Here is a 19361-nt window from a genome sequence, read left to right as displayed (position 1 = left end):
CGTCCACGCTAGATTCGGCCACCGACCGGATCGACTACTCGTTCGAGTAGCCACGTGCGAGGCGTAGGACGTCGTCCAGGTTGTTCCACACCTTCTCGAAACCGTCGGCGTACGCGTCGAGCGCCGCGCCCGCGCCGGGGTTCAGATGGCGCTTCTGCAAGGTCAGCGAGTCGTCGATCACCTGCCGCGTGACCGGGGCCGGCACCGCTCGCGCCGGGCCGTCGTCGCCCGCCGCGGCCCACGGCTGGCCGCGGCCGAAGCCCACGCGGTCGGCGAAGACCTTCTGATCGCTGAGCGGCATCAGCTGGTACCGGGACATGGGCACGCCCTCCGCGCGCAGCAGCCGGTGCAGCGCGGCCCGCAGCGCCCCGGCGGTGATGCCGTCCAGGCCCGCCGCGGCGGGGTCGAGGCGGAAGCGCAGGATGTGCCAGGCGTGCGTGCTGCCCTCGGCCACCGTCGGCACCGTGAGCCCGGGCAGTCCGGCCAGCCGCCCCAGGAAGCGCGTCACCTGCTCCTCGCGGGACGCCTCGTAAGCGTCGAACCGGTCGAGCTGGGAGAGGGTGAACGCGGCCTGCACCGAGCTGAGTTTGCTGTTCCAGCCCAGCCGGTAGGAGACGTAGTCACGCTCCTTCCCCGCGTCGATCACCTCGCCGAACTGCCGGATCAGCCGCGCCTTGCGGGCCAGTTCGGCGTCGCCGGTGACCAGCAGACCGCCCTCGCCGCACGTCGGCAGGTTCTTGGTGACCTGGAGACTGAAGGCTCCCGCGTCGCCCAGGGAGCCCACGGGGCGCCCCCGGTACAGCGCGCCGTGCGCCTGGGCGGCGTCCTCGACGACCGCGAGCCGGTGCCGGCGGGCCAGCGCCATCAGGTCGTCCATGGGCGCGGGGTGTCCGTGCAGGTGGACCGGGAGGATCGCCGCCGTCCGCGGGCCGATCAGGGAGCGCACCGACTCCGGGTCGAGCGTGAAGGTGACGGGGTCGATGTCGGCGAAGACCGGGACCGCCATCTGGTGCAGGGGGGCCAGTCCGCTGGCGATGAAGCTCAGCGCGGGGACGATGACCTCGTCGCCCGGCCCGATGTCGAGGGCGGCGAGGGCGGTGGTCAGTGCGGTGGTCCCGTTCGACGTGCCCACGCAGTGGTCGACGCCGCAGCGCGCGGCCCAGCTCTGCTCCAGGCGGCTCACCGGGCTCTCGCCGTTCACGTTCGACACCAACGGCCCGCCGTCCAGGGTGGACAGCACCGCCTGACGGTCGGCGTCGGTGATGACGGGCCACTCGAGAGAGCGCAACCGCCGGGGCACGGCCGGGGCACCGCCGAACACCGCGAGGGCGTCCCGGGACCGCTTCGTAGGGGCGACGTTCACTGTCACAGCGTCTCCTTCGCCTGCGTGAGGGCCTCGACCGCCGTCGTGTACGCGGCTTCGAGGGCGTGGGCGTGGCCGCCCAGATCGGCGGCGACCGCCGGGGCGTCGTACGGGGCATGGGCGGTGGCGTGGGCGGCGGTGACGCGGACGCCGGACCAGGCGTGGGCGACGGCCTCCATCCGGCGGCCCGCCTCCGCCAGGGCGGGCCGCCCGGTGGCGCGGTCCCAGGTGCGCAGCAGCTCTCCGTGCAGGCCGGCCTGCGCCTGCATGCCCCAACCGAACGGGTACGCGTGCTGGAGCGCCCCGGCGCGTCCGGTACGGGCACGCTCGACCAGGTCGCCGAGGAAGTGGCGCAGCCCGCGCAGACCGACGTGATCGCCGTGCGCGTCGGGCGACGGCGCCCGGAACAGGTCGAGGCTGTGGTCGATGGCCGACCTCAGGAGTTCCGGGCCCAGTTCGGGGAAGGGCGCGCCGACCTCGACGGTGAGGTAGCGCCGCTCGATGCGGGTGGAGCTGAAGAACGCGTCCTGCTCGTCGCTAGGGTTGCCGGACGTCCAGGCGTTTAGGAACGCGGTCAGCGGGATCGCCCCGTGGAACTCCGGCGGCATGGCGTCCGCGACGGTCACCGTGCCGTTCTCCCGGTCGATACCGGACACGACCAGCAGATGCGCGGCGTGCACATCCTGATAGGCGGGCCGGAACGGCAGGTGGAAGTTGTCGACGGCGGCGATCACCGTACGGTCCTGGGACAGCTCCGCGAGCAGCTCCTCCACCCCGTCCCCCGCGTCGGACGCCCGGTGCCACCGCGAGCGGACCGGATGGTGCGGCATCAGGGCCGTGGCCAGATCGGCGCCGGGCGGGCACGGGAAGGAGAACTCCTCGCTCGTGACCCGCTCCGGCTGGTACCGGAACTCCCAGTGCAGCCCCAGCGCCTGGAGCGGATCGTGGCCGGCGCGCAGGAGCGCCGTCGCGAACGTGCCTTGCAGGCAGCTGATGGTGTCCCGGTACCAGAGACGGATGTCGCCGCTCAGCCGCGCCGCCGCGGTCACCGTGGTCATGAGGTGCTCCTCCTCGTCAGGTCGTCCGGGGTGTGCTGCAACGTCAGCGCGAACACGTGGACGCCCACGTGCCGCGGCAGCCGCAGGGCGTGCACGGGTGCCTGGCGGGAGACCGGCACACGGGTGCTGAAGACCCCGGCGTGCACCCGCTCCTGCACGTGGTGGGGGTAGTGCATGACAGGCGTGCGGTACGCGACGCTCTCGCCGAACCGGGGCGGAGCGTGCCAGAAGTCGGAGACCCGCAGCGCCTCGAAGTCGATCTGGCCGTCGGCGAAGTGGACGGCGATCTCGGTCTCCGCCCGCCGCTCGCCGGTGACCAGCAGCCGGATCCAGTCGTACCGGCCTTCGGGAACCGTCACGAGCTGTCCCGCGCAGCGCACGTTGTCGTACGCGGATTCCGCTGCCGTTCGGTAGGGAATTCCGTCGACCTCCACCTGTGATCCGGCTTCGGGAAAATGCTGCGACGGAATGGTGTTGCGCCAGACGTTGAGCCTTCCGTCCCCCTTCTGGGATTCCGTGGTGACGGCCCTGTTGTTCAGATGCTCGGTGAGGTCCACCGCCCGGAAACGCGGTGAGCCGAGAGCGCCGGTGTCCGCTTCTCGCTGCTTCGCTGCATGCTTCATCTCCCTGACGTTAGGCGCCGTGACCGCCTCGCGTACATCGGCACAGGACGGATATCGGGCATCGCGTTCACGTTGATTCGAGGCGCGTCCATCGCACTGAGGATGACGGCGGCAAACCGCGTGTAATCACCTTGATGAGATGGCCGGCCGCTCATTTTCCGGCCCTCGACAATGGGTATCTTTCAAGGCGTTGACCCGTTTTCCGATTCCAGTGAATGGAGATCCCGTGTCATCTACTCCGCACATTCTGGCTCTGTGGAGCGCACCGCGTTCGAGGTCGACCGCGTTCCTGAAAATGATGTCGCAGCGCGGCGACCACACGATCCTGCACGAGCCCTTCTCGCACGTGATGAACTTCGGCGAGACGTCGGTGGACGGCCGCACCGTGCGCAGCGAGACGGAGCTGATCGAAGCCATCCGCGAACGCGCCGAGAAGGGCCCGGTGTTCTTCAAGGACACCACCGACTTCGCCTACCCGGGCCTGCTCGCGGACACCGCCTTCCTGAAGGAGGCGACCCACACCTTCATCATTCGCCACCCCAGCGAGGCCATCGCGTCGCACTGCGCGATCAACCCGGAGGTGACGCGGGAGGAGATCGGCTTCTCCCGGCTCGCCGAGATCTACGACGCGGTGCGGCAGGCGACGGGCGGGCGCCCGGTCGTCGTCGACTCCGACGATCTCGTGGCCGACCCGGAGGCGACCGTGCGCGCCTACTGCGACCGCGCCGGCATCCCCTTCGTCGAATCCGCGCTCACCTGGCGCCCGGAGATGCGCAGCGAGTGGGTCGGCACGAAGGTGTGGCACGAGTCGACGAGCCGCTCCCAGGGCTTCGCCGACACGGGCTCCGCCTACACCCGCGGCCCCGACAACGACCCGCGGCTCGCGGAGTTCCTCGCCTTCCACCTTCCCTACTACGAGGAACTGCGGGCGCACCGGCTGAACGTACCCACCCGGGCCGCCTGACCGGCCGGGAACAGTGACCGTCCTGCCCCAGCGAGACAAGGAGCCGACTCCCATGCCCATGAGCCCGGCACGACCGAGGACCAGGGTGAACAGAGCGGGCGGCGCCACGGTGTGGCTCACCGGGCTGCCGAGCGCAGGCAAGACGACGATCGCGCGCGCCCTCGCCCGGCGACTGCGCGAGGACCACCACGCGGTGGAGGTCCTGGACGGCGACGAGATCCGCGCCTTCCTCTCGGCGGGCCTCGGCTTCAGCCGCGAGGACCGGCACACGAACGTGCAGCGCATCGGATACGTGGCCGAACTCCTCGCCCGCAACGGCGTGCTGGCGCTGGTACCGGCGATCGCCCCGTACGCGGAGAGCCGCGCGGCGGTGCGCGACCGCCACGAGGCCGAGGGAACACCGTTCCTGGAGGTACATGTCGCGACACCGGTCGACGTCTGTTCCGTACGGGACGTGAAGGGCCTGTACGCCCGGCAGTCGGCGGGGGAGATATCCGGCCTCACGGGCGTCGACGCCCCGTACGAGGTGCCCGACGCGCCCGACCTGCGCATCGAAGCGAACACACAGACCGTCCACGAGTCCGTCTCCGCGGTGCACCGCATGCTGCGGGACCAGGGCCTGGCGCGGCGGTCGACGACGGAAGGAGAGGCGGCATGACAGCGGTCGCTCTGCACAGCGGGACCACCGAGAGTCCCTATGCCCTGAGCCATCTGGACGCGCTGGAGTCGGAGGCGGTGCACATCTTCCGCGAGGTGGCGGGCGAGTTCGAGCGGCCGGTGATCCTCTTCTCCGGCGGCAAGGACTCGATCGTGATGCTGCACCTGGCGCGGAAGGCGTTCGCCCCGGCCGCGATCCCCTTCTCGCTGCTGCACGTCGACACCGGGCACAACTTCCCCGAGGTCCTGGAGTACCGCGACCGCGTCGTGGCCGAGCACGGCCTGCGGCTGCATGTCGCGTCCGTGCAGGAGTACATCGACCGCGGGGTGCTGCGCGAACGCCCCGACGGCACCCGCAACCCGCTCCAGACAGTGCCGCTCACGGAGAAGATCCAGAGCGAGAAATTTGACGCGGTGTTCGGCGGCGGGCGCCGCGACGAGGAGAAGGCCCGCGCCAAGGAGCGGGTGTTCTCGCTGCGCGACGAGTTCTCCCAGTGGGACCCGCGGCGTCAGCGCCCCGAGCTGTGGCAGCTCTACAACGGCCGCCACGCACCCGGCGAACACGTCCGGGTCTTCCCGCTCTCCAACTGGACCGAGCTGGACGTGTGGCAGTACATCGCCCGCGAGAACATCGACCTGCCGCAGATCTACTACGCCCACGAGCGACCGGTGTTCAGCCGCAACGGCATGTGGCTGACGGCCGGCGAGTGGGGCGGCCCCACGGAGAGCGAGGCGGTCGAGACGCGCCTGATCCGCTACCGCACGGTCGGTGACATGTCCTGCACCGGCGCCGTCGACTCGGACGCGACGACCATCGAGAAGGTCATCACCGAGATCGCCGCGTCCCGCCTCACCGAGCGCGGGGCGACCCGCGCCGACGACAAGATGTCCGAGGCCGCGATGGAAGACCGCAAACGCGAAGGGTACTTCTAACCATGACAACCTTTGCCGACCAGAGCGTGCACACCCCGACCACGACCCTGCTGCGGTTCGCCACGGCCGGCTCGGTCGACGACGGCAAGTCCACCCTCGTGGGCCGCCTCCTGCACGACTCCAAGTCCGTCCTCTCCGACCAGCTGGAGTCGATCTCCCGCACCGGCACCCCGGACCTGGCCCTCCTCACCGACGGCCTGCGCGCCGAGCGCGAGCAGGGCATCACCATCGACGTCGCCTACCGCTACTTCGCCACGCACCGGCGCCGCTTCATCCTCGCGGACACCCCGGGCCACGTGCAGTACACCCGCAACATGGTCACCGGCGCCTCCACCGCCGAACTCACCGTCATCCTCGTCGACGCCCGCAACGGTGTCGTCGAGCAGACCCGCAGGCATGCCGCCATCGCCGCGCTCCTGCGCGTCCCGCACGTCGTCCTCGCGGTCAACAAGATGGACCTCGTCGACTACGAGGAAGAGGTGTTCGCACGCATCGCCAAGGAGTTCACCGCCTACGCGGGCGAGTTGGGCCTTTCGGAGATCACGGCGATCCCCATTTCCGCACTCGCCGGCGACAACGTCGTGGAACCCTCCGCCCACATGGACTGGTACGCCGGGCCCACCGTCCTGGAACACCTGGAGACGGTGCCGACCGCCCCGGACCCGGAGGGCGACGTGGCCCGGCTCCCGGTCCAGTACGTCATCCGGCCGCAGACCGGCGCGCACCGCGACCACCGGGCGTACGCGGGCAAGATCGCCTCCGGCGTCCTGCGGGTCGGCGATCCGGTGACCGTGCTGCCGGCCGGACGCACCAGCACCGTCGCGGGCATCGACCTGCTGGGCACACCGGTCGACGCGGCGTGGGCACCGCAGTCGGTGTCGGTGAGTCTGGCCGACGACGTGGACGTGGCGCGCGGGGACGTCATCGCGCCGAGCGACGATGTGCCGTCCCTGGTAAGGGAGTTCGAGGCGACGGTCTGCCATGTGGCGGACCGGCCGCTGCGGGCGGGCGACCGGGTCCTGATCAGGCACACGACCCGCACGGTGCGCGCCGTGGTCCGCGAGATCCGCTCCCGCCTGACGCTGCACGATCTGGCGCAGCACCGGGTCGAGGACGAACTGGTCGCGAACGACATCGGCTCCCTGGTGGTCCGCACGGCGGAGCCGCTGCCCCTCGACGGCTACGCCGACTGCCCCGGGACGGGCTCCTTCCTGCTGATCGACCCCGCCGACGGCAACACGCTCGCCGCCGGCATCGCGGGAGGTATCGGCGCCTGACCGAAAACCTTGGGACTCCGCCGGGTATGCCCCGCGGTCCGCCCCGACTCGGCCCGTGACACCGGCCGTTCGGGTGGGGCCCGCGGGGCTTTCCCGTGGGGGAGCGGCCGGGACCGAGCAGCTGGATGGCCGAGGATGTCCCGGTCGGGGCCCGGCCGGAGAATGGACTTGAGTCTCCAGTGACTGGAGACAGCAGAGTGGGGGACATGGACGTGACGACCCTCTACTCGATCGGGGAGCTCTCCCGGCGGACCGGCTTGTCCGTGAGGAACATCCGGTTCTACTCCGATGCGGGGGTGGTAGCGCCGACCACCCGTAGTCCCGCCGGCTACCGGCTCTACGACCTCGACGCACTGCTTCGTCTGGAACTCCTGCGCACACTGCGGGAGTTGGGCATGGATCTGCCCACGATCCAGCGGGTACTGGACCGTGAGCTCTCGGTGGCGGAAGTCGCCGCCAAGCACGCCGATGCCCTGGACGTCCAGATCCGGACGCTGCTGCTGCGCCGGAGCGTTCTGCGAGTCGTGGCCAGCCGCGGGTCCAGTTCCGAGGAGACCACACTCATGCACAGGCTCACGCAGTTGTCCGGCGAGGAACGTCGACGTCTGATCGACGAGTTCGTGGAGGGCACCTTCGGCACAGTGGACGCCGACCCGGCCGCAGTGGCCATGGTTCGCGCTGCCACCCCCGACCTCCCCGATGCCCCGACCGGCGAGCAGGTCGCCGCCTGGGTGGAGCTCGCCGAGCTGGTCGGCGACGAGGAATTCCGCGCCCGGATGCGCCGGGCGGCCGTACGCCAGGCCGCCGGGCGCCCGCTCGACATCGAGCGCGACGCCGGCGAGGAGCTGATGGAGTTCACCCGCCAGAAAGTGGCCGAGGCCAGGCAGTCGGGCATCGACCCGCACAGCGACAGGGCCGCACCCGTCATCGACGACCTCGTGCACCGCTTCGCCGAGGTGTTCGCGCGCACCCCTGACACAGAATTCCGGGAGTGGATGGCGCGGCAGTTCGAGGAGGCGCACGACCCCGGGGTGGACCGGTACTGGCGGCTGGTGTGGATCGTCAACGGCTGGCAGCCGGTACCGAACCTGATCCCGGTCTACCCCTGGCTCATCCAGGCCCTGCGAAATGACCGCGCCGCCCAGTGTCCTGACTCAGGACACTAGGCACCGCAGTGGGCACCGCCCCGGAACCCCGGCCGGACGCGACTGTGCGTCCGCCCGGCCGGGCTGCGTACCTGTGCTTACAGGTAGGGGCGGGTGATGAGTTCGATGGCGTGACCGGCGGGGTCCTTGAAGTAGACGCCGCGGCCGCCGTGTTCGGTGTTCGTCTCGCCGGGCCGCTTCATCTGCGGATCCGCCCAGTGGTCGACGCCGCCCTCGACGAGCCGTTGGTAGGCGCGTTCGAACAGGTCGTCGTCGAGCAGCAACGCGTAGTGCTGCATCTGGATGTGGTCCACGGGGGGTTCGGCGAACTGCAGCAGGGTGCCGTCATGGAGCTGGATGTTGGTGAACGGCCCCCAGGAGGGCGCTGCGTCCAGTTCCAGCAGGTCGCGGAAGAACCGGGCGGAGACCTCGCGGTCCCTGGCGGCGATGATGGTGTGATTGAACGAAACGGGCATGTGGTTGACCTCGCGGTGGCTCGACACTCGGTGGGAATGCACGGGGTGCGAGGGCGAGGGGAGGGCCGCGCGCCGGAGGGACGGGGTGCCGGAGCCCCCGGGGGGCCGTCAGCCCACCACCGGATAGCCGTTCCGTGTGTGGCTTCGCGCCGGTCCGGTGATCACGTCGACGACCCTACGCGAACGAGCGGGCGGCCGGAAGAGGTCGCTCACCGGCAGCGGTAGTGCCGCCGCGGGCGGAACCGCTCATCAGGGGCGGGCGTGGACGCCGGTGCCCCCGGCGACGGTGAGGTCGTCGCCGGTGATGTAGCCGGCGGCGTCCGAGGCGAGGAAGGCCACGGCTTCGGCGACGTCGGTGGGGGTGCCGACTCGGCCGAGCGGGACGTCCCGGGCCCAGGAGTCGAGCATGTCCCGGGAGACACCCAGCTTGCTGTAGGCCGGTGTGTCGATCAGCCCTGGGCTGACGGCATTGACGCGGATGCGGCGGGGGGCGAGTTCGAGGGCGAGGGAGCGCATGAGGGGCAACAGGGCGCCCTTGGCGGCTGTCATGGCGGCTCCGACCCCTTCGGCGGCACCCACGGTGATCACGACCGAGGCGCCGTCGCCGAGGAGAGGAAGCGCCTTTTGCAGGGTGAAGAAGGTGCCCTTCACGTTGATGTCGAACAAGGCGTCGAAGCCGGCTTCGTCGGTCGACTCGATCGGGCCGGGACGGGAGACGCCCGCATTGAGGAAGAGCAGGTCGAGGGAGCCGAGGTGTCCGCGTGCCTGGTCGATCATGTGGTCGAGGTCGGGCAGGGACCGTGCGTCGGCCCGGATGGCCATGACGTCCTCGGGCAGCCCGGCATCGGCGGCGTTCTCCAGGCCGGTGACCATCACGCGATAGCCACGGGAGTGGAGCAGCACGGCGGTCGCCTTCCCGATGCCGCTGGTGCCGCCGGTGATCAGAGCTGTGGGTACGGACACGGTGTCCTCCTTGATGTGTGCCTGGGTGAGGCACGGGATGGCAGCGTATGCCTACTTGGCAGTGACTGCCAAGGTGCGTGTAACTGTCGACCTGACATCGCCGGGCTACCCTGAGGGCATGAAGCAGGGAAACAGGGCAGCGGAAGGCGCACCGGCCACGCTGTGGGACCGGACGCGGCGGCTGGCCTCCCGGGAGATCCTCGATACGGCCCTGCGTCTGTTCACCGAGCAGGGTTACGACGAGACGACCATCGCCCAGATCGCCCGGGAGTCCGGCGTCTCCCAGCGCACCCTCTTCCGCTATTTCGGCACCAAGGAAGAGCTTCTCGGGGGCGACCAGGCCCAGTTCGGGCACGTCCTGAGGGAGACGGTCGGGGGACAGCCCGCCGAGGCCGGTGTCTGGGAGGCCCTGCGCGCGGGAGTCGCCGCCGTACTGGCCCTGCACGACAGCCAGGAGCAGGCCCTGGCGCGGTTCCGGCTCCTGCACAACACCGCCTCGCTGCGTGCCGGTTGGCTCGAAAAGCGGCTGCGGTTCCAGGAGGACCTGCTGCCGCTCATCACGGCGCGTATGGAGGATGCGTCTGCTGACGGAGCTCCGGACCCGAGGGCCCGCGCGGTGGTCGCGACGGCGCTCGCCTGCCTGGATGCCGCATCGATGACATGGGTCGACAACGACGGCAAGGGCGACATCCTGGACTTGTACGACGCGTGCCTGGCTGCAGTGCGCGGCTGATCACCCGTACCGGCCGCCTTCAGTGCGGGCAACCGTGGTGACGACACACCACCGGCCCCAGCGACGGGAATTGGCCATCCTCACCGACCGCGGGGTCGGCATCGGTTCCGCCGGGTTCACAGGTCGACGGCTCGGCCGCGCACGGGCACCCCCGGAGGCCGACCAATAACACGTCCGACCCGTCGCCGCTCGAACCACATGGGTCCCTCGAACCCCACCAGCCCCGCCAGTCGGGTCGAAAACCGTCCCGCACCCGAGGGTGACCGCGGACGCCGCCCGCCGCGCCCGCTCCACCGCGCTCCACCGCACTTTTCGGCCAGGCGCACTGCCACCTTGTAGCCCGCTCGGCGCTCTGGCTACGATCCCGCTCGTTTCACGTTCTACACAGGTCTTCACAGCTACTTCATCTATGTGAGGAAAGTGCGTGGAGTCATTTACGCAGGCGGAGACGCCGGACCACGGCGGTGAGTTATCGCGGCCCCGGCTGTTCCGGGGCCGTCGCATTCATTCCGGTTCGACTTCCTCCGGGGGCGTTCCCACCCCTCCGGGGCAGGTGTCGACCCGCGATTTCCGCCTCTTCTGGTGGGCCAACGCCGCTGACGCGCTCGGGACCCAGGCATCCGGAGCCGTCCTCCCGCTGCTGCTCCTCGGTCTCGGTCACTCCCCGCAGACCGCCGGGCTCGTCGCGGGGGTCTCGCTCGCCGCCGGTCTGCTGCTCGGTACGGTCGCCGCGGTCCCCGCCGACCGTGGCGCCCGCAAGACGATCATGTTCTGGTCCGCGGTCGTCGCGGCGCTCGCCACGGGATCCATCGTCCTGGCGCTCGTCCTCGGGCGGCTCACGCTCCCGCATCTCCTCGGTGCCGTCCTGGTCGAGCGGTTCGCCACCGCCTGCCACGACGCCGCGTCGCGGGGCACGGTCGCCCTGGTCTGCCCGCCCGTCGAACAGCCCCGCGCCATCGGCCGGCTCGCCGCCGCCGACCAGGGCGCGCTCATCCTGGGCCCCGCGCTCGGCGGCGCCGCCTACCAGCTCAGCCGCGCACTGCCGTTCGCGGCCGACGCCCTCTCCTATGCCGTCTCCGCCCTCTGCGTACGGGCGATGCGCACCGACCTGAAGGCGTCCGCGGCCTCTCCCGGCGACGGGCTGCTGCGCGAGGCCGCGGCCGGGCTGCGACTGGTACGACGGGTGCCACTGCTGCGCCTGGTACTGGTGTGGATCGCGCTGGTCAACGGCGTGGCCGTGGCGCTCTACTACGCCGTCCTGTTCGCGCTGGAACGTTCCGGCACCGGAGCGCTGCCGCTCGGCCTCGTCCTCGCCGTCTGCGGCGCCGCGGGGCTGACCGGGTCGCTCGCCGCGCCCAAGATCGCGGCCCGGCTCGGCGCCGCCCGGATCCTCGTCACGGTGACCTGGCTGCTGGTCCCGCTCACCGCCGCTCTCGCCACCGCCGACGGACCGTGGACGTATGGCGCACTGCTCGGCCTGATCAGCCTCCTTGTGCCCCTGCCCGCGGTCGTCCTTCAGGCCCGCGTCCTGCTCGTGACGGAACCGGCGTTGCAGGCCCGGGTCGGCGCGGTCCTCGCCGCGGCCTCGGGCGGCGCCGCCGCACTCGCCCCGGTCCTGGCCGGCCTCTCCGCGGAGCGGCTGAACGCCGCCGCACCCGCCCTGGGCTGCGCCGCCCTGCTCGCTCTGCTCGCCGTGCACACCGCCCGGCGCGCCACCGCCCTCACGGCGGCCGCCGCGTGAGCCGCTTCCAGGTCTACCGCGCCGCACTCCCCGACGTGTGCGCCACCGATCCGCGCCGGATGGTCTTCACCGCCGACGCCGACGGCCGCTGCGAGGTCTTCACCTGGGACGCCGCCACCCGCTCCGCCCGCCGGGTCACCGACCGGCCCAGCGGCACCCTGCACGGCGCGATCGACGCGGACGCGCAGGTGTGGTGGTTCGCCGAGGACGCCCGGGGTGTGGGGCACTGGCGCTTCCAGTCCTTCACCGGCGGTCCCGACCGGCCCGGCCTGACCGGCGTGCCCGACGGGACCGCCCGCGGCCTCGCCGTCACCACCACCGCCACCGCGGCCCTCGGCATCGGACGCGGTGACCACACCACGTTCCGCATCGGTCCGCGCGGCGGCCCCGGCCGCGAGGTGACGCGCGTGGCCGGCCCCGCGTCCCTCGCCGGGCTCAGCCCCTCCGGCGACCTGCTGGCCCTCGCCCGTACCGCGGACGCCGCTGACGCCGTCACCCTCCTCACCCCCGACGGCACCCACATCGCGACCCTGCCCGGCGACGGACCGCACGGCAGGCTGTGGGCCCTCGGTTTCAGCCCCGCCGCACCACACGCCACCCTGCTGCTCGCCCGCCGGCGCGAGGACCGCTACCTGCTTGCCACCTGGAGCGCGGCCGACGGCACCGTCACCCACGGCTGGTCCGCCCTGGACACCCAGTTCACCGCCCGCTGGTACCCCGACGGCCGCTCCGCACTGATCCGCCAGGACCGCCACGGCCGCTCCCTGCTCCACCGGGCCGACTTCGCCCGCCGCACCCTCGAACACGTACCCACCCCGCCCGGCGCCCTGCTCGACGCGGCGCCCCGCCCGGACGGCGACCTGCACACCCTCTGGACCGACACCACCCACCCGCCGCGCATGACCTCCACGGCCGGCACACCGCTGCCCCCGCTCGGCACCGTCGACGACAAGGTCCCCGGCACCCTGCACGACATCCACACACCCGGCCCCGACGGCCCGATCCACACGTTGCTCAGCCTCCCCGACGGCGGACGTGGCCCCCACCCCGCGGTGTTCCTGGTGCACGGCGGCCCCGCCGACCACGACCGGGACGCCTACGACGGCACGGTGCACTCCCTGGTCGCCTCCGGCTTCGCCGTGGCCCGCGTCAACTACCGCGGCTCCACCGGCTACGGCCCCCACTGGCAGGACGCCTACCGGGACGGCGTCGGCCACACCCAGGTCGGCGACCTGGCCGCCGTGCACGCCGACCTCACCGGGCGACGCCTGATCCGCCCGGACGCCACCGGCCTGTGGGGCACCTCCTGGGGCGGTTACCTCGTCCTGCTCGCCCTCGGCACCCGGCCAGGGCTCTGGCGGGCCGGAGTCGCCGTGAAACCCGTCGCCGACTACGCCGCCGCGCACACCTCCACGACGCCCGCCCTGCGCGCCCTGGACGAGCGACTGTTCGGCGGCACCCCCGACCAGGTCCCCGCGGCCTACGCGCACAGCTCCCCGATCCGGTACGCCGACCGCGTACGCGACCCGCTCCTGGTGGTCGCCGCCGCGCACGACGCCAAATGCCCCCCGGCACAGGTCCGTTCCTACCTCGCCGCCCTGCACGAGGCCGGCGCCCGGCACGAGTCCCTGTGGCTCGACTCCGGGCACGACGGCTACGACGGCGGCGACCACGTGACCGTACTGCGCCGCGCGGTGCTCTTCCTCGCAAGAGAGCTCCGCGGCACCGCCCGCACCACCCCACACAGACCCCCCTCACCGACCGGAGAGGGGCCGGCGCACGACACCGTCACACGGTGAAACCGAGAGAGGAACGCCCATGCAGAAGGACGTCATACACAACGACCCGCTGGCGGAGGACGAGACGAACCGGAAGCCGAGCGTCGGCATCACCGTCACCGTCCCGTTCCGTAACGCCGAGGACGGCGACGACACCGTCGAGGACTGATCCCACCCGGCCGGCCTCGGGGCGCCCCGGGGCCGGCCGGCCCTCCCCACCACCGTCAGGAGAGAGCGCCCATGCGCGTACTGCTGGTCAACATGCCCTGGTCGCCCATCGACCTGCCGTCCCTTGCCCTCGGCATCCTCAAACGGAGCGTGGACGAGCACGTCCCCGGAGCCACCGCCGAAGTGCTGCACGCCAACCTCATGTTCACCGACTGGATCACCGAGCGCACCGAGTTCACCGGTGACGACTACGAGTACTACGCCCTGTCCTCGTACTTCATGGGCTGCGGCGACTGGGTCTTCTCCTCCGCCCTGTACGACGATCCGGCCTGGCGCGACGAGGAGTTCACCCGCACGATGAGCGGCAAGCTCAAGTCCGCGCGCATGAAGATGACACGCGAACTGCACCGCGTCGTACCCGAGTTCGTCGAGGAGATCGCCCAGCAGATCGTGGCGAGCGCCCCCGACGTCGTCGGCTTCACCTCCACCTTCCAGCAGAACACCGCCGCGCTCGCCGCGGCCCGCCGTGTGAAGGAACTCGCCCCGCACGTCGTGACCGTCCTGGGCGGTGCCAACTGCGACGGCGAACAAGGCGTCACTGTGCACCGCAACTTCGCCTTCGTCGATCACGTCGTCCGCGGTGAGGGCGAGGCCGCGTTCCCCGCCCTGCTCACCGCGCTCACGGAGAGGACCCCGCTGGACGACGTCCCCGGTCTCTGCCACCGCGACGCCGCCGGAAAGAGCATCGCCAACGCCATGGCCACCCGGCCACTGCCGCCCGCCGCGATCCTTCCCCCCGACTACAGCGGCTACTTCGAGCGCCTCGCCGCCTCGGTGGCCCGCAACTGGGTGGAGCCGAAACTGGTGGTCGAGGGCGCGCGCGGCTGCTGGTGGGGCGAGAAGCACCACTGCACGTTCTGCGGGCTCAACGGCTCGTTCATGGAGTTCCGTTCGAAGAGCCCGGACACCTTCTACGAAGAGATCATGGAACTGGCCCGCCGCCACCGGGTCCTCGACATGTATGTCGTCGACAACATCCTCGACATGCGCTACCTCACCACAGTGCTGCCCCGCATCATCGAAAGCGGCTACGACCTGCGCCTGCACATCGAGATCAAGGCCAACATGAAGCGCAGCCAGCTGCGGACCCTCGCCGAAGCCGGACTGATCTACGTCCAGCCCGGCATAGAGAGCCTCAACAGCCGGGTCCTGGACCTGATGGACAAGGGCGTCAGCGGCTGCCAGAACGTACGGATGCTGCGTGACGGCGCCGAGACCGGCCTCTCCGTCGCCTGGAACTACCTGCACGGCTTCCCCGGCGAGAGCGCCGAGGACTACGACCCGGTCATCGCCCAGATCCCCGCCCTGGAACACCTCGACCCGCCGGTCGACCTGTCCGCCCGCATCGCCATCGAACGCTTCAGCCCCTACTTCGAGCGCCCCGAACTCGGCTTCACCGGCCTGCGGCCCGAGACCCACTACCGCTTCACCTACGACCTGCCCGAGGAAGAGCTGTACGGCATGGCGTACGTCTTCGAGGCGCCCGCCCGCGGCATCGGCGAACCGACCGTCGGCGCCCTCAACGCGGCCCTCGCCGACTGGAAGAAGCACCACACCGACGCCCGCCTCACCCACGACGACCACGGTGACCGCATCGTCCTGGTCAGCCGCCGCCGCGCCTTCGCCTGGCGCGCCATGGTGCTGACCGACCCCTTCGAGCTGACCGTCTTCCGCCTCCTGGACCAGCCCCACAGCGTCCAGGCACTCACCCGCAAGGCCGCCGCCGACGACTCCGCCGCCGCCCGCGACGAAGACGCGGTCCAACAACTCCTCGACTCCTGGCTCGCTCTGGGCATCGTCTTCGCCGACGCGGGCCAGTACGTCCACATCGCCCCGGCAGCGGTCAACGAAGACCTGCTGCGCCTGGACTTCATGCGCCACATCCACGCCGCGGACACCGACGCCGCGACCGTCCCGCAGGACGTCGCCGCCGTACCCGAGCCAGCCTGACCCCGAACGTCCCGCCGCCCCGCATGCTCGACCCGGAGGAGCCCCCTCGATGACCGCCACTCTCGCCGCGCCGACGCTCCTCGCCTGGCGCGACTACGATCCCGCCGCGTGCGAACTCCCCGGCATGTCGCTGGGCGAGGTACCGCTGCCCGGACCGGCCCGCGGCCAGGCCGCGCGCCTGTGGGAGCTGGGCGTGCGCCGGGTACGCCTGCCCGCCCCCGTCGACCTCACCGTCGCCGCGGACCCGGCCGCCGCCCTGCACGGCCTCTCCCTCGTACGGGACCTGACCGCGCGGGCGATCATGGTGGAGTGGGAGCTACGGCTGGCCCCGGACGCGGAGGAGACCCGGCGCATGCTCAGCCACCTCCAGCCGCCCACCGCGCTCTTCGGCCCCGCCGACGCGGAGACGGCGCTGCGCACCTGGCAGCGCGGCCACTACCTGTGCAAGTGCCTGTGGCGCAAAGGCCCCGGTTTCATCCAGATCCGCGACCGGCGCTGGGGAGAACTGCGCCGCTTCACCGCCGACGAACCCGAGTACGCCACGGCGATCGACCTCCTGGATTACGGGACCCCCTCCACCACGGTCCCGCAAGCGATCCTCGACGACTTCCGCACCGAACAACTCGTCCTGGAAGTGGGCTCGTACGCGTGGTGGCTGCCGTATCGCGTCAGCCGGTGGCTTCAGCAGTCGATCGCGATCTAGCTACCGGATGAGCCGGTGGGCTGATGAGCCGTCAGCAGATGGTCGCATGAACTCCCGCAACTGCGCGTTCATATGTATCTCCACCTCCAGTCAGGTGCACCAGGTGTGCCGGACGCCCGCGCGGGGCGTGATCACGTGCTCCCGCCCCGCGACGACCGGCGGTAGGAGGCGGGGATGCCGCGCTCGGACATCGCCCCCTGACGCGGCCTGGGCGCGACCCGGCGGATCGGGTCCAGGGTTGCATTCCGGCCACTCACCGTTCAGCATGGTTACGTGAATCATGCCTTTCCCTGTGGGACGCTCCCTCTCGACTTCGTGGGCACGCTGCGTGCGCGGCGCAACGAGCTGCCGACGGAGAAGCTCGCCACCCCCGAGCTGCTCGACGACTGGTTCGTCGAATCCGGCGTGCTCGACCTGGCGCCCGGCGCGAGCGAGGTGGACCTCGCCATCGCCGTGGACCTGCGGGAAGCCGTCTACACCCTCGTCGCGGCACGCCTGGACGGCGATCGGCTGCCCACGGAAGCGGTCGCCGAGCTGAACCTGCACGCGTCCGGCATGCCCGTGACGCTGCGGCTCGGACCCGACGGCACGACCCGCACCGGCTCGGTCGCGCAAGGACTCGCCGCCCTCGCCCGTGAGGCGGTCGAGATCCTCGGCGGCGAGGACGGGGACCTGCTGCGCGAGTGCGCCCGCCCCGAATGCACCCAGACCTACCTCGACCGCTCGCGCGGCCACCGCCGTGAGTGGTGCGCCATGAGGACCTGCGGCAACCGGGTCAAGGCCGCCACCTACCGGGCCCGCCAGCACAGCGGCCAGAGCTGATCCCGGTCCTGACGGCCGGTTTCCGGGGCGGCGACAGCGGCCGCAGGGGCGAACTGGCTGACGGTAGACGATCCGTCGCAGTAGATCCGGCATCGATTCCGGCCTGGGTCATACCCCCGGGTCCTCCGTCACGGGCAGGCACTCGGCGAGCAGGTCGACGACGTCGCGCCAGGCGCGCTGCGCGTGCTGTGGGTGGTAGCCGACACCAGGAACCGTGGGGTGGTCGACCGGTGGGTGATGGAAGGCGTGCAGGGCGCCGCCGTAGACCGTGAGGCGCCAGTCGATGCCCGCGGCCTGCATCTCAGCGGTGAACGCGTTCCGTTGCGCGGGCGCCATGATCGGGTCTTCCGATCCGACCCCGGCCCACACCGGGCAACGGATGTGCGCCGCCTCACCCGGTCGGCCCGTGGTAGTCGCGTTGACTGTCCCGATCGCGCGCAGGTCGACGCCATCGCGCCCGAGTTCCAGCGCGATGGCGCCCCCGGTGCCGTAGCCGATGGCGGCGATCCGGTCGGGGTCGGTCCGTGGCTCGGTACGCAACACGTCGAGCGCCGCGTGGCCGATACCGCGCATCCGGTCGGGGTCGGCGAGCAGCGGCAGGCAACGGGCCAGCATCTCCTCGGGGTCGCCCACATAGCGCCCGCCGTGAAGGTCGAAGGCCAGCGCTACGTAACCCAGTTCGGCGAGCGCATCGGCCCTGCGGCGCTCGACGTCGCTGAGCCCCATGCCCTCCGGTCCGAGCAGCACCGCGGGTCGGCGGGCCACACCGGCCGGGAGAGCGAGGTGCCCGCTCATCGTCAGACCATCGGCCGGATACTCGACCGTACGCGTCGTGATCGTCGCAATCGTTGTCATGAGTCTGGACCGTAGTGACCGTCGAGCCCGGCCCGGCCGCTGTTCTGCTGCTGGCAGAGCAGCGCGGGGCCCCTATGGACAGCGAGGCTCACAAGAACCGTCACAAACCCCGGTCCCCGCGCCCACCGTCACCCTGCACTCTCGCGCACGCGCGAATCACCGCCTTGACAGGTTACGTATGAATGGGAAGACTGAAAGCGGTCCGGGCGGCGGACGGACGCGATCCACGAAGTGGAGGACGGACATGAACCAGGAAGTCACCATCGACCCCGCGGCGGCAGCACGGCACGAGCGCTTCGGGAAGCTCCCCGAGCGCATCCGTGTCGAGGACACCACCCAGGGCGTGGACAGCCGGCAGGATGCCGAGGTCAACGCCGCGTACACCCCTGAGGGGCAGTGGCAGTACTACTCCTGCCTGGCCCTCGATCTGGGCCTGTAGCGCCGGCCGGCACACCCCAGTGGGCCCACGATCGCGCCCCGCCCTGCTTCACTTCACCAGGGTGTACATGACGGAACGCTGCTGCTTGTGCCGCTGGACACGTCCCTTGGCGACGAGCGACTCAAGGGTGTTCCGCACCACCTGCGGTGTGGGACTGCGGTCGGGGTGCTTCTTCAACAGCTCGTCCCGCAGCTCCTTCGCCAGCCGCGGCTCGTCGTGCTTGCCCAGCAGCTTCATGAGCAGGTCGCCGAGTAGGGCCTGACGCGGCTTCCCACCCGCGCCGGCCTTCGCCGGAGCAGCTGCGGATGTGTGCTTCTTGGGTGCCGCACGTCGCGAAGCGGCCCCGGCCGCGGTCCGCTTCGACTTCGCGGCGACGGGCTCGTCCTGTGACTGCTCGGGCAGGCGGGACGCGTCGGTCAAACCCTCGTACCGCTCGGCGAGGCTGATGATGTCGTTCAGGAGGGCCTCCTCCTGCTTCAACATCGAGATCCTCTCCGTCAGCTCCTGCTGCAGGCGGCGGTTCTCCTCCAAGTCCGATGCGGCTTGCTCTACGTACCGCGACCGGAGCGCGGCGGCTGACTGACTGGGCACAACCGTTCACCTCCTTGTATGGATGACGTTGCGCATCGTACCCACGTCAGAGGCCCGGCGCA

General features: G+C 71.0%; 20 protein-coding genes. 13 read left to right on the top strand and 7 right to left on the bottom strand.

What is annotated here, in order from left to right:
• Positions 1-34: 34 nt before the first annotated feature.
• Genes ACZ45E_RS12470 through ACZ45E_RS12460 form a run of 3 tightly spaced genes read right to left on the bottom strand, consistent with a single transcriptional unit; the run spans position 35 to position 3044 of the window.
• Positions 35-1369, bottom strand: a complete 1335-nt coding sequence (locus ACZ45E_RS12470) for a DegT/DnrJ/EryC1/StrS family aminotransferase (RefSeq protein ID WP_468219720.1) — start codon at positions 1367-1369, stop codon at positions 35-37.
• Positions 1366-2421 (bottom strand): BtrH N-terminal domain-containing protein, encoded by a 1056-nt coding sequence (locus ACZ45E_RS12465; RefSeq protein ID WP_468219718.1) that lies wholly within the window; start codon positions 2419-2421, stop codon positions 1366-1368. The genes ACZ45E_RS12470 and ACZ45E_RS12465 overlap by 4 nt, the downstream gene beginning before the upstream one ends.
• Entirely contained in the window at positions 2418-3044 is a 627-nt protein-coding gene (locus tag ACZ45E_RS12460; protein WP_468219716.1) for a hypothetical protein, read from the bottom strand. Before ACZ45E_RS12460 ends, ACZ45E_RS12465 begins: the two co-directional genes overlap by 4 nt.
• A 226-nt stretch (positions 3045-3270) precedes the next feature.
• On the opposite strand from ACZ45E_RS12460, the gene ACZ45E_RS12455 reads away from it, so the two are divergent.
• From ACZ45E_RS12455 to ACZ45E_RS12435, 5 genes are all read left to right on the top strand, one after another.
• Positions 3271-4008, top strand: coding sequence for a sulfotransferase-like domain-containing protein (locus ACZ45E_RS12455; protein WP_468219713.1), 738 nt, complete (start codon positions 3271-3273; stop codon positions 4006-4008).
• Between the two features lie 52 nt (positions 4009-4060).
• On the top strand, positions 4061-4666 hold the full coding sequence (cysC, locus tag ACZ45E_RS12450; RefSeq protein ID WP_468219712.1) for an adenylyl-sulfate kinase: 606 nt from the start codon (positions 4061-4063) through the stop codon (positions 4664-4666).
• Positions 4663-5598 carry a sulfate adenylyltransferase subunit CysD gene (gene cysD, locus ACZ45E_RS12445; protein WP_468219709.1) on the top strand — a complete coding sequence of 312 codons (936 nt, stop codon included), beginning with the start codon at positions 4663-4665 and terminating at the stop codon, positions 5596-5598. Before cysC ends, cysD begins: the two co-directional genes overlap by 4 nt.
• A 2-nt stretch (positions 5599-5600) precedes the next feature.
• Positions 5601-6875 (top strand): sulfate adenylyltransferase subunit 1, encoded by a 1275-nt coding sequence (locus ACZ45E_RS12440; protein WP_468219707.1) that lies wholly within the window; start codon positions 5601-5603, stop codon positions 6873-6875.
• A 206-nt stretch (positions 6876-7081) separates the two neighbouring features.
• A complete protein-coding gene (locus ACZ45E_RS12435; RefSeq protein WP_468219705.1) occupies positions 7082-8041 on the top strand; it encodes a helix-turn-helix domain-containing protein in 960 nt (319 codons plus the stop codon).
• Between the two features lie 77 nt (positions 8042-8118).
• Here the strand turns inward: ACZ45E_RS12435 and ACZ45E_RS12430 are convergent, their stop codons facing one another.
• Both ACZ45E_RS12430 and ACZ45E_RS12425 read right to left on the bottom strand, forming a co-directional pair.
• On the bottom strand, positions 8119-8496 hold the full coding sequence (locus ACZ45E_RS12430) for a VOC family protein (RefSeq protein WP_468219703.1): 378 nt from the start codon (positions 8494-8496) through the stop codon (positions 8119-8121).
• Between the two features lie 249 nt (positions 8497-8745).
• The gene (locus tag ACZ45E_RS12425) at positions 8746-9459 is read right to left on the bottom strand and encodes an SDR family oxidoreductase (protein WP_468219700.1); all 714 of its coding nucleotides are present in this window, start codon (positions 9457-9459) and stop codon (positions 8746-8748) included.
• Positions 9460-9577: 118 nt separating this feature from the next.
• Here ACZ45E_RS12425 and ACZ45E_RS12420 point away from each other — a divergent pair, with 118 nt between their 5' ends.
• From ACZ45E_RS12420 to ACZ45E_RS12390, 7 genes are all read left to right on the top strand, one after another.
• Positions 9578-10192: a TetR/AcrR family transcriptional regulator gene (locus ACZ45E_RS12420; RefSeq protein ID WP_468219697.1), complete on the top strand. Its 615-nt coding sequence runs from the start codon at positions 9578-9580 to the stop codon at positions 10190-10192.
• Positions 10193-10745: 553 nt separating this feature from the next.
• Positions 10746-11933: an MFS transporter gene (locus ACZ45E_RS12415; RefSeq protein ID WP_468219696.1), complete on the top strand. Its 1188-nt coding sequence runs from the start codon at positions 10746-10748 to the stop codon at positions 11931-11933.
• A gap of 59 nt (positions 11934-11992) precedes the next feature.
• On the top strand, positions 11993-13732 hold the full coding sequence (locus ACZ45E_RS12410) for a S9 family peptidase (protein ID WP_468220061.1): 1740 nt from the start codon (positions 11993-11995) through the stop codon (positions 13730-13732).
• Positions 13733-13751: 19 nt separating this feature from the next.
• A complete protein-coding gene (locus tag ACZ45E_RS12405) occupies positions 13752-13880 on the top strand; it encodes a hypothetical protein (RefSeq protein WP_256359348.1) in 129 nt (42 codons plus the stop codon).
• Positions 13881-13951: 71 nt separating this feature from the next.
• Positions 13952-15889, top strand: coding sequence for a RiPP maturation radical SAM C-methyltransferase (locus tag ACZ45E_RS12400; RefSeq protein ID WP_468219692.1), 1938 nt, complete (start codon positions 13952-13954; stop codon positions 15887-15889).
• Between the two features lie 49 nt (positions 15890-15938).
• Positions 15939-16592 (top strand): DUF5825 family protein, encoded by a 654-nt coding sequence (locus tag ACZ45E_RS12395; RefSeq protein ID WP_468219689.1) that lies wholly within the window; start codon positions 15939-15941, stop codon positions 16590-16592.
• Positions 16593-16865: 273 nt separating this feature from the next.
• On the top strand, positions 16866-17414 hold the full coding sequence (locus ACZ45E_RS12390; RefSeq protein WP_468219687.1) for a CGNR zinc finger domain-containing protein: 549 nt from the start codon (positions 16866-16868) through the stop codon (positions 17412-17414).
• A 108-nt stretch (positions 17415-17522) separates the two neighbouring features.
• On the opposite strand, the gene ACZ45E_RS12385 is transcribed toward ACZ45E_RS12390, so the two are convergent.
• Positions 17523-18260 carry a dienelactone hydrolase family protein gene (locus tag ACZ45E_RS12385; RefSeq protein WP_468220058.1) on the bottom strand — a complete coding sequence of 246 codons (738 nt, stop codon included), beginning with the start codon at positions 18258-18260 and terminating at the stop codon, positions 17523-17525.
• A gap of 253 nt (positions 18261-18513) precedes the next feature.
• On the opposite strand from ACZ45E_RS12385, the gene ACZ45E_RS12380 reads away from it, so the two are divergent.
• A complete protein-coding gene (locus ACZ45E_RS12380; RefSeq protein ID WP_468219684.1) occupies positions 18514-18708 on the top strand; it encodes a hypothetical protein in 195 nt (64 codons plus the stop codon).
• A gap of 48 nt (positions 18709-18756) precedes the next feature.
• Here ACZ45E_RS12380 and ACZ45E_RS12375 read toward each other — a convergent pair whose 3' ends face one another.
• Positions 18757-19299, bottom strand: coding sequence for a hypothetical protein (locus tag ACZ45E_RS12375; protein ID WP_468219681.1), 543 nt, complete (start codon positions 19297-19299; stop codon positions 18757-18759).
• Positions 19300-19361: the final 62 nt, after the last annotated feature.

Source organism: Streptomyces sp. NPDC030991, assembly GCF_055571235.1.
Note: the sequence above shows the minus strand (reverse complement) of the source record. Positions and strands in the feature narration are given on the sequence as shown.

Coding starts and splice junctions, on each gene's coding strand:
- ACZ45E_RS12465 (WP_468219718.1), bottom strand. CDS start 2,421: ATGACCACGGTGACCGCGGCGGCGCGGCTGAGCGGCGACATCCGTCTC.
- ACZ45E_RS12460 (WP_468219716.1), bottom strand. CDS start 3,044: ATGAAGCATGCAGCGAAGCAGCGAGAAGCGGACACCGGCGCTCTCGGC.
- cysC (WP_468219712.1), top strand. CDS start 4,061: ATGCCCATGAGCCCGGCACGACCGAGGACCAGGGTGAACAGAGCGGGC.
- cysD (WP_468219709.1), top strand. CDS start 4,663: ATGACAGCGGTCGCTCTGCACAGCGGGACCACCGAGAGTCCCTATGCC.
- ACZ45E_RS12440 (WP_468219707.1), top strand. CDS start 5,601: ATGACAACCTTTGCCGACCAGAGCGTGCACACCCCGACCACGACCCTG.
- ACZ45E_RS12435 (WP_468219705.1), top strand. CDS start 7,082: ATGGACGTGACGACCCTCTACTCGATCGGGGAGCTCTCCCGGCGGACC.
- ACZ45E_RS12430 (WP_468219703.1), bottom strand. CDS start 8,496: ATGCCCGTTTCGTTCAATCACACCATCATCGCCGCCAGGGACCGCGAG.
- ACZ45E_RS12420 (WP_468219697.1), top strand. CDS start 9,578: ATGAAGCAGGGAAACAGGGCAGCGGAAGGCGCACCGGCCACGCTGTGG.
- ACZ45E_RS12410 (WP_468220061.1), top strand. CDS start 11,993: ATGGTCTTCACCGCCGACGCCGACGGCCGCTGCGAGGTCTTCACCTGG.
- ACZ45E_RS12405 (WP_256359348.1), top strand. CDS start 13,752: ATGCAGAAGGACGTCATACACAACGACCCGCTGGCGGAGGACGAGACG.
- ACZ45E_RS12400 (WP_468219692.1), top strand. CDS start 13,952: ATGCGCGTACTGCTGGTCAACATGCCCTGGTCGCCCATCGACCTGCCG.
- ACZ45E_RS12395 (WP_468219689.1), top strand. CDS start 15,939: ATGACCGCCACTCTCGCCGCGCCGACGCTCCTCGCCTGGCGCGACTAC.
- ACZ45E_RS12380 (WP_468219684.1), top strand. CDS start 18,514: ATGAACCAGGAAGTCACCATCGACCCCGCGGCGGCAGCACGGCACGAG.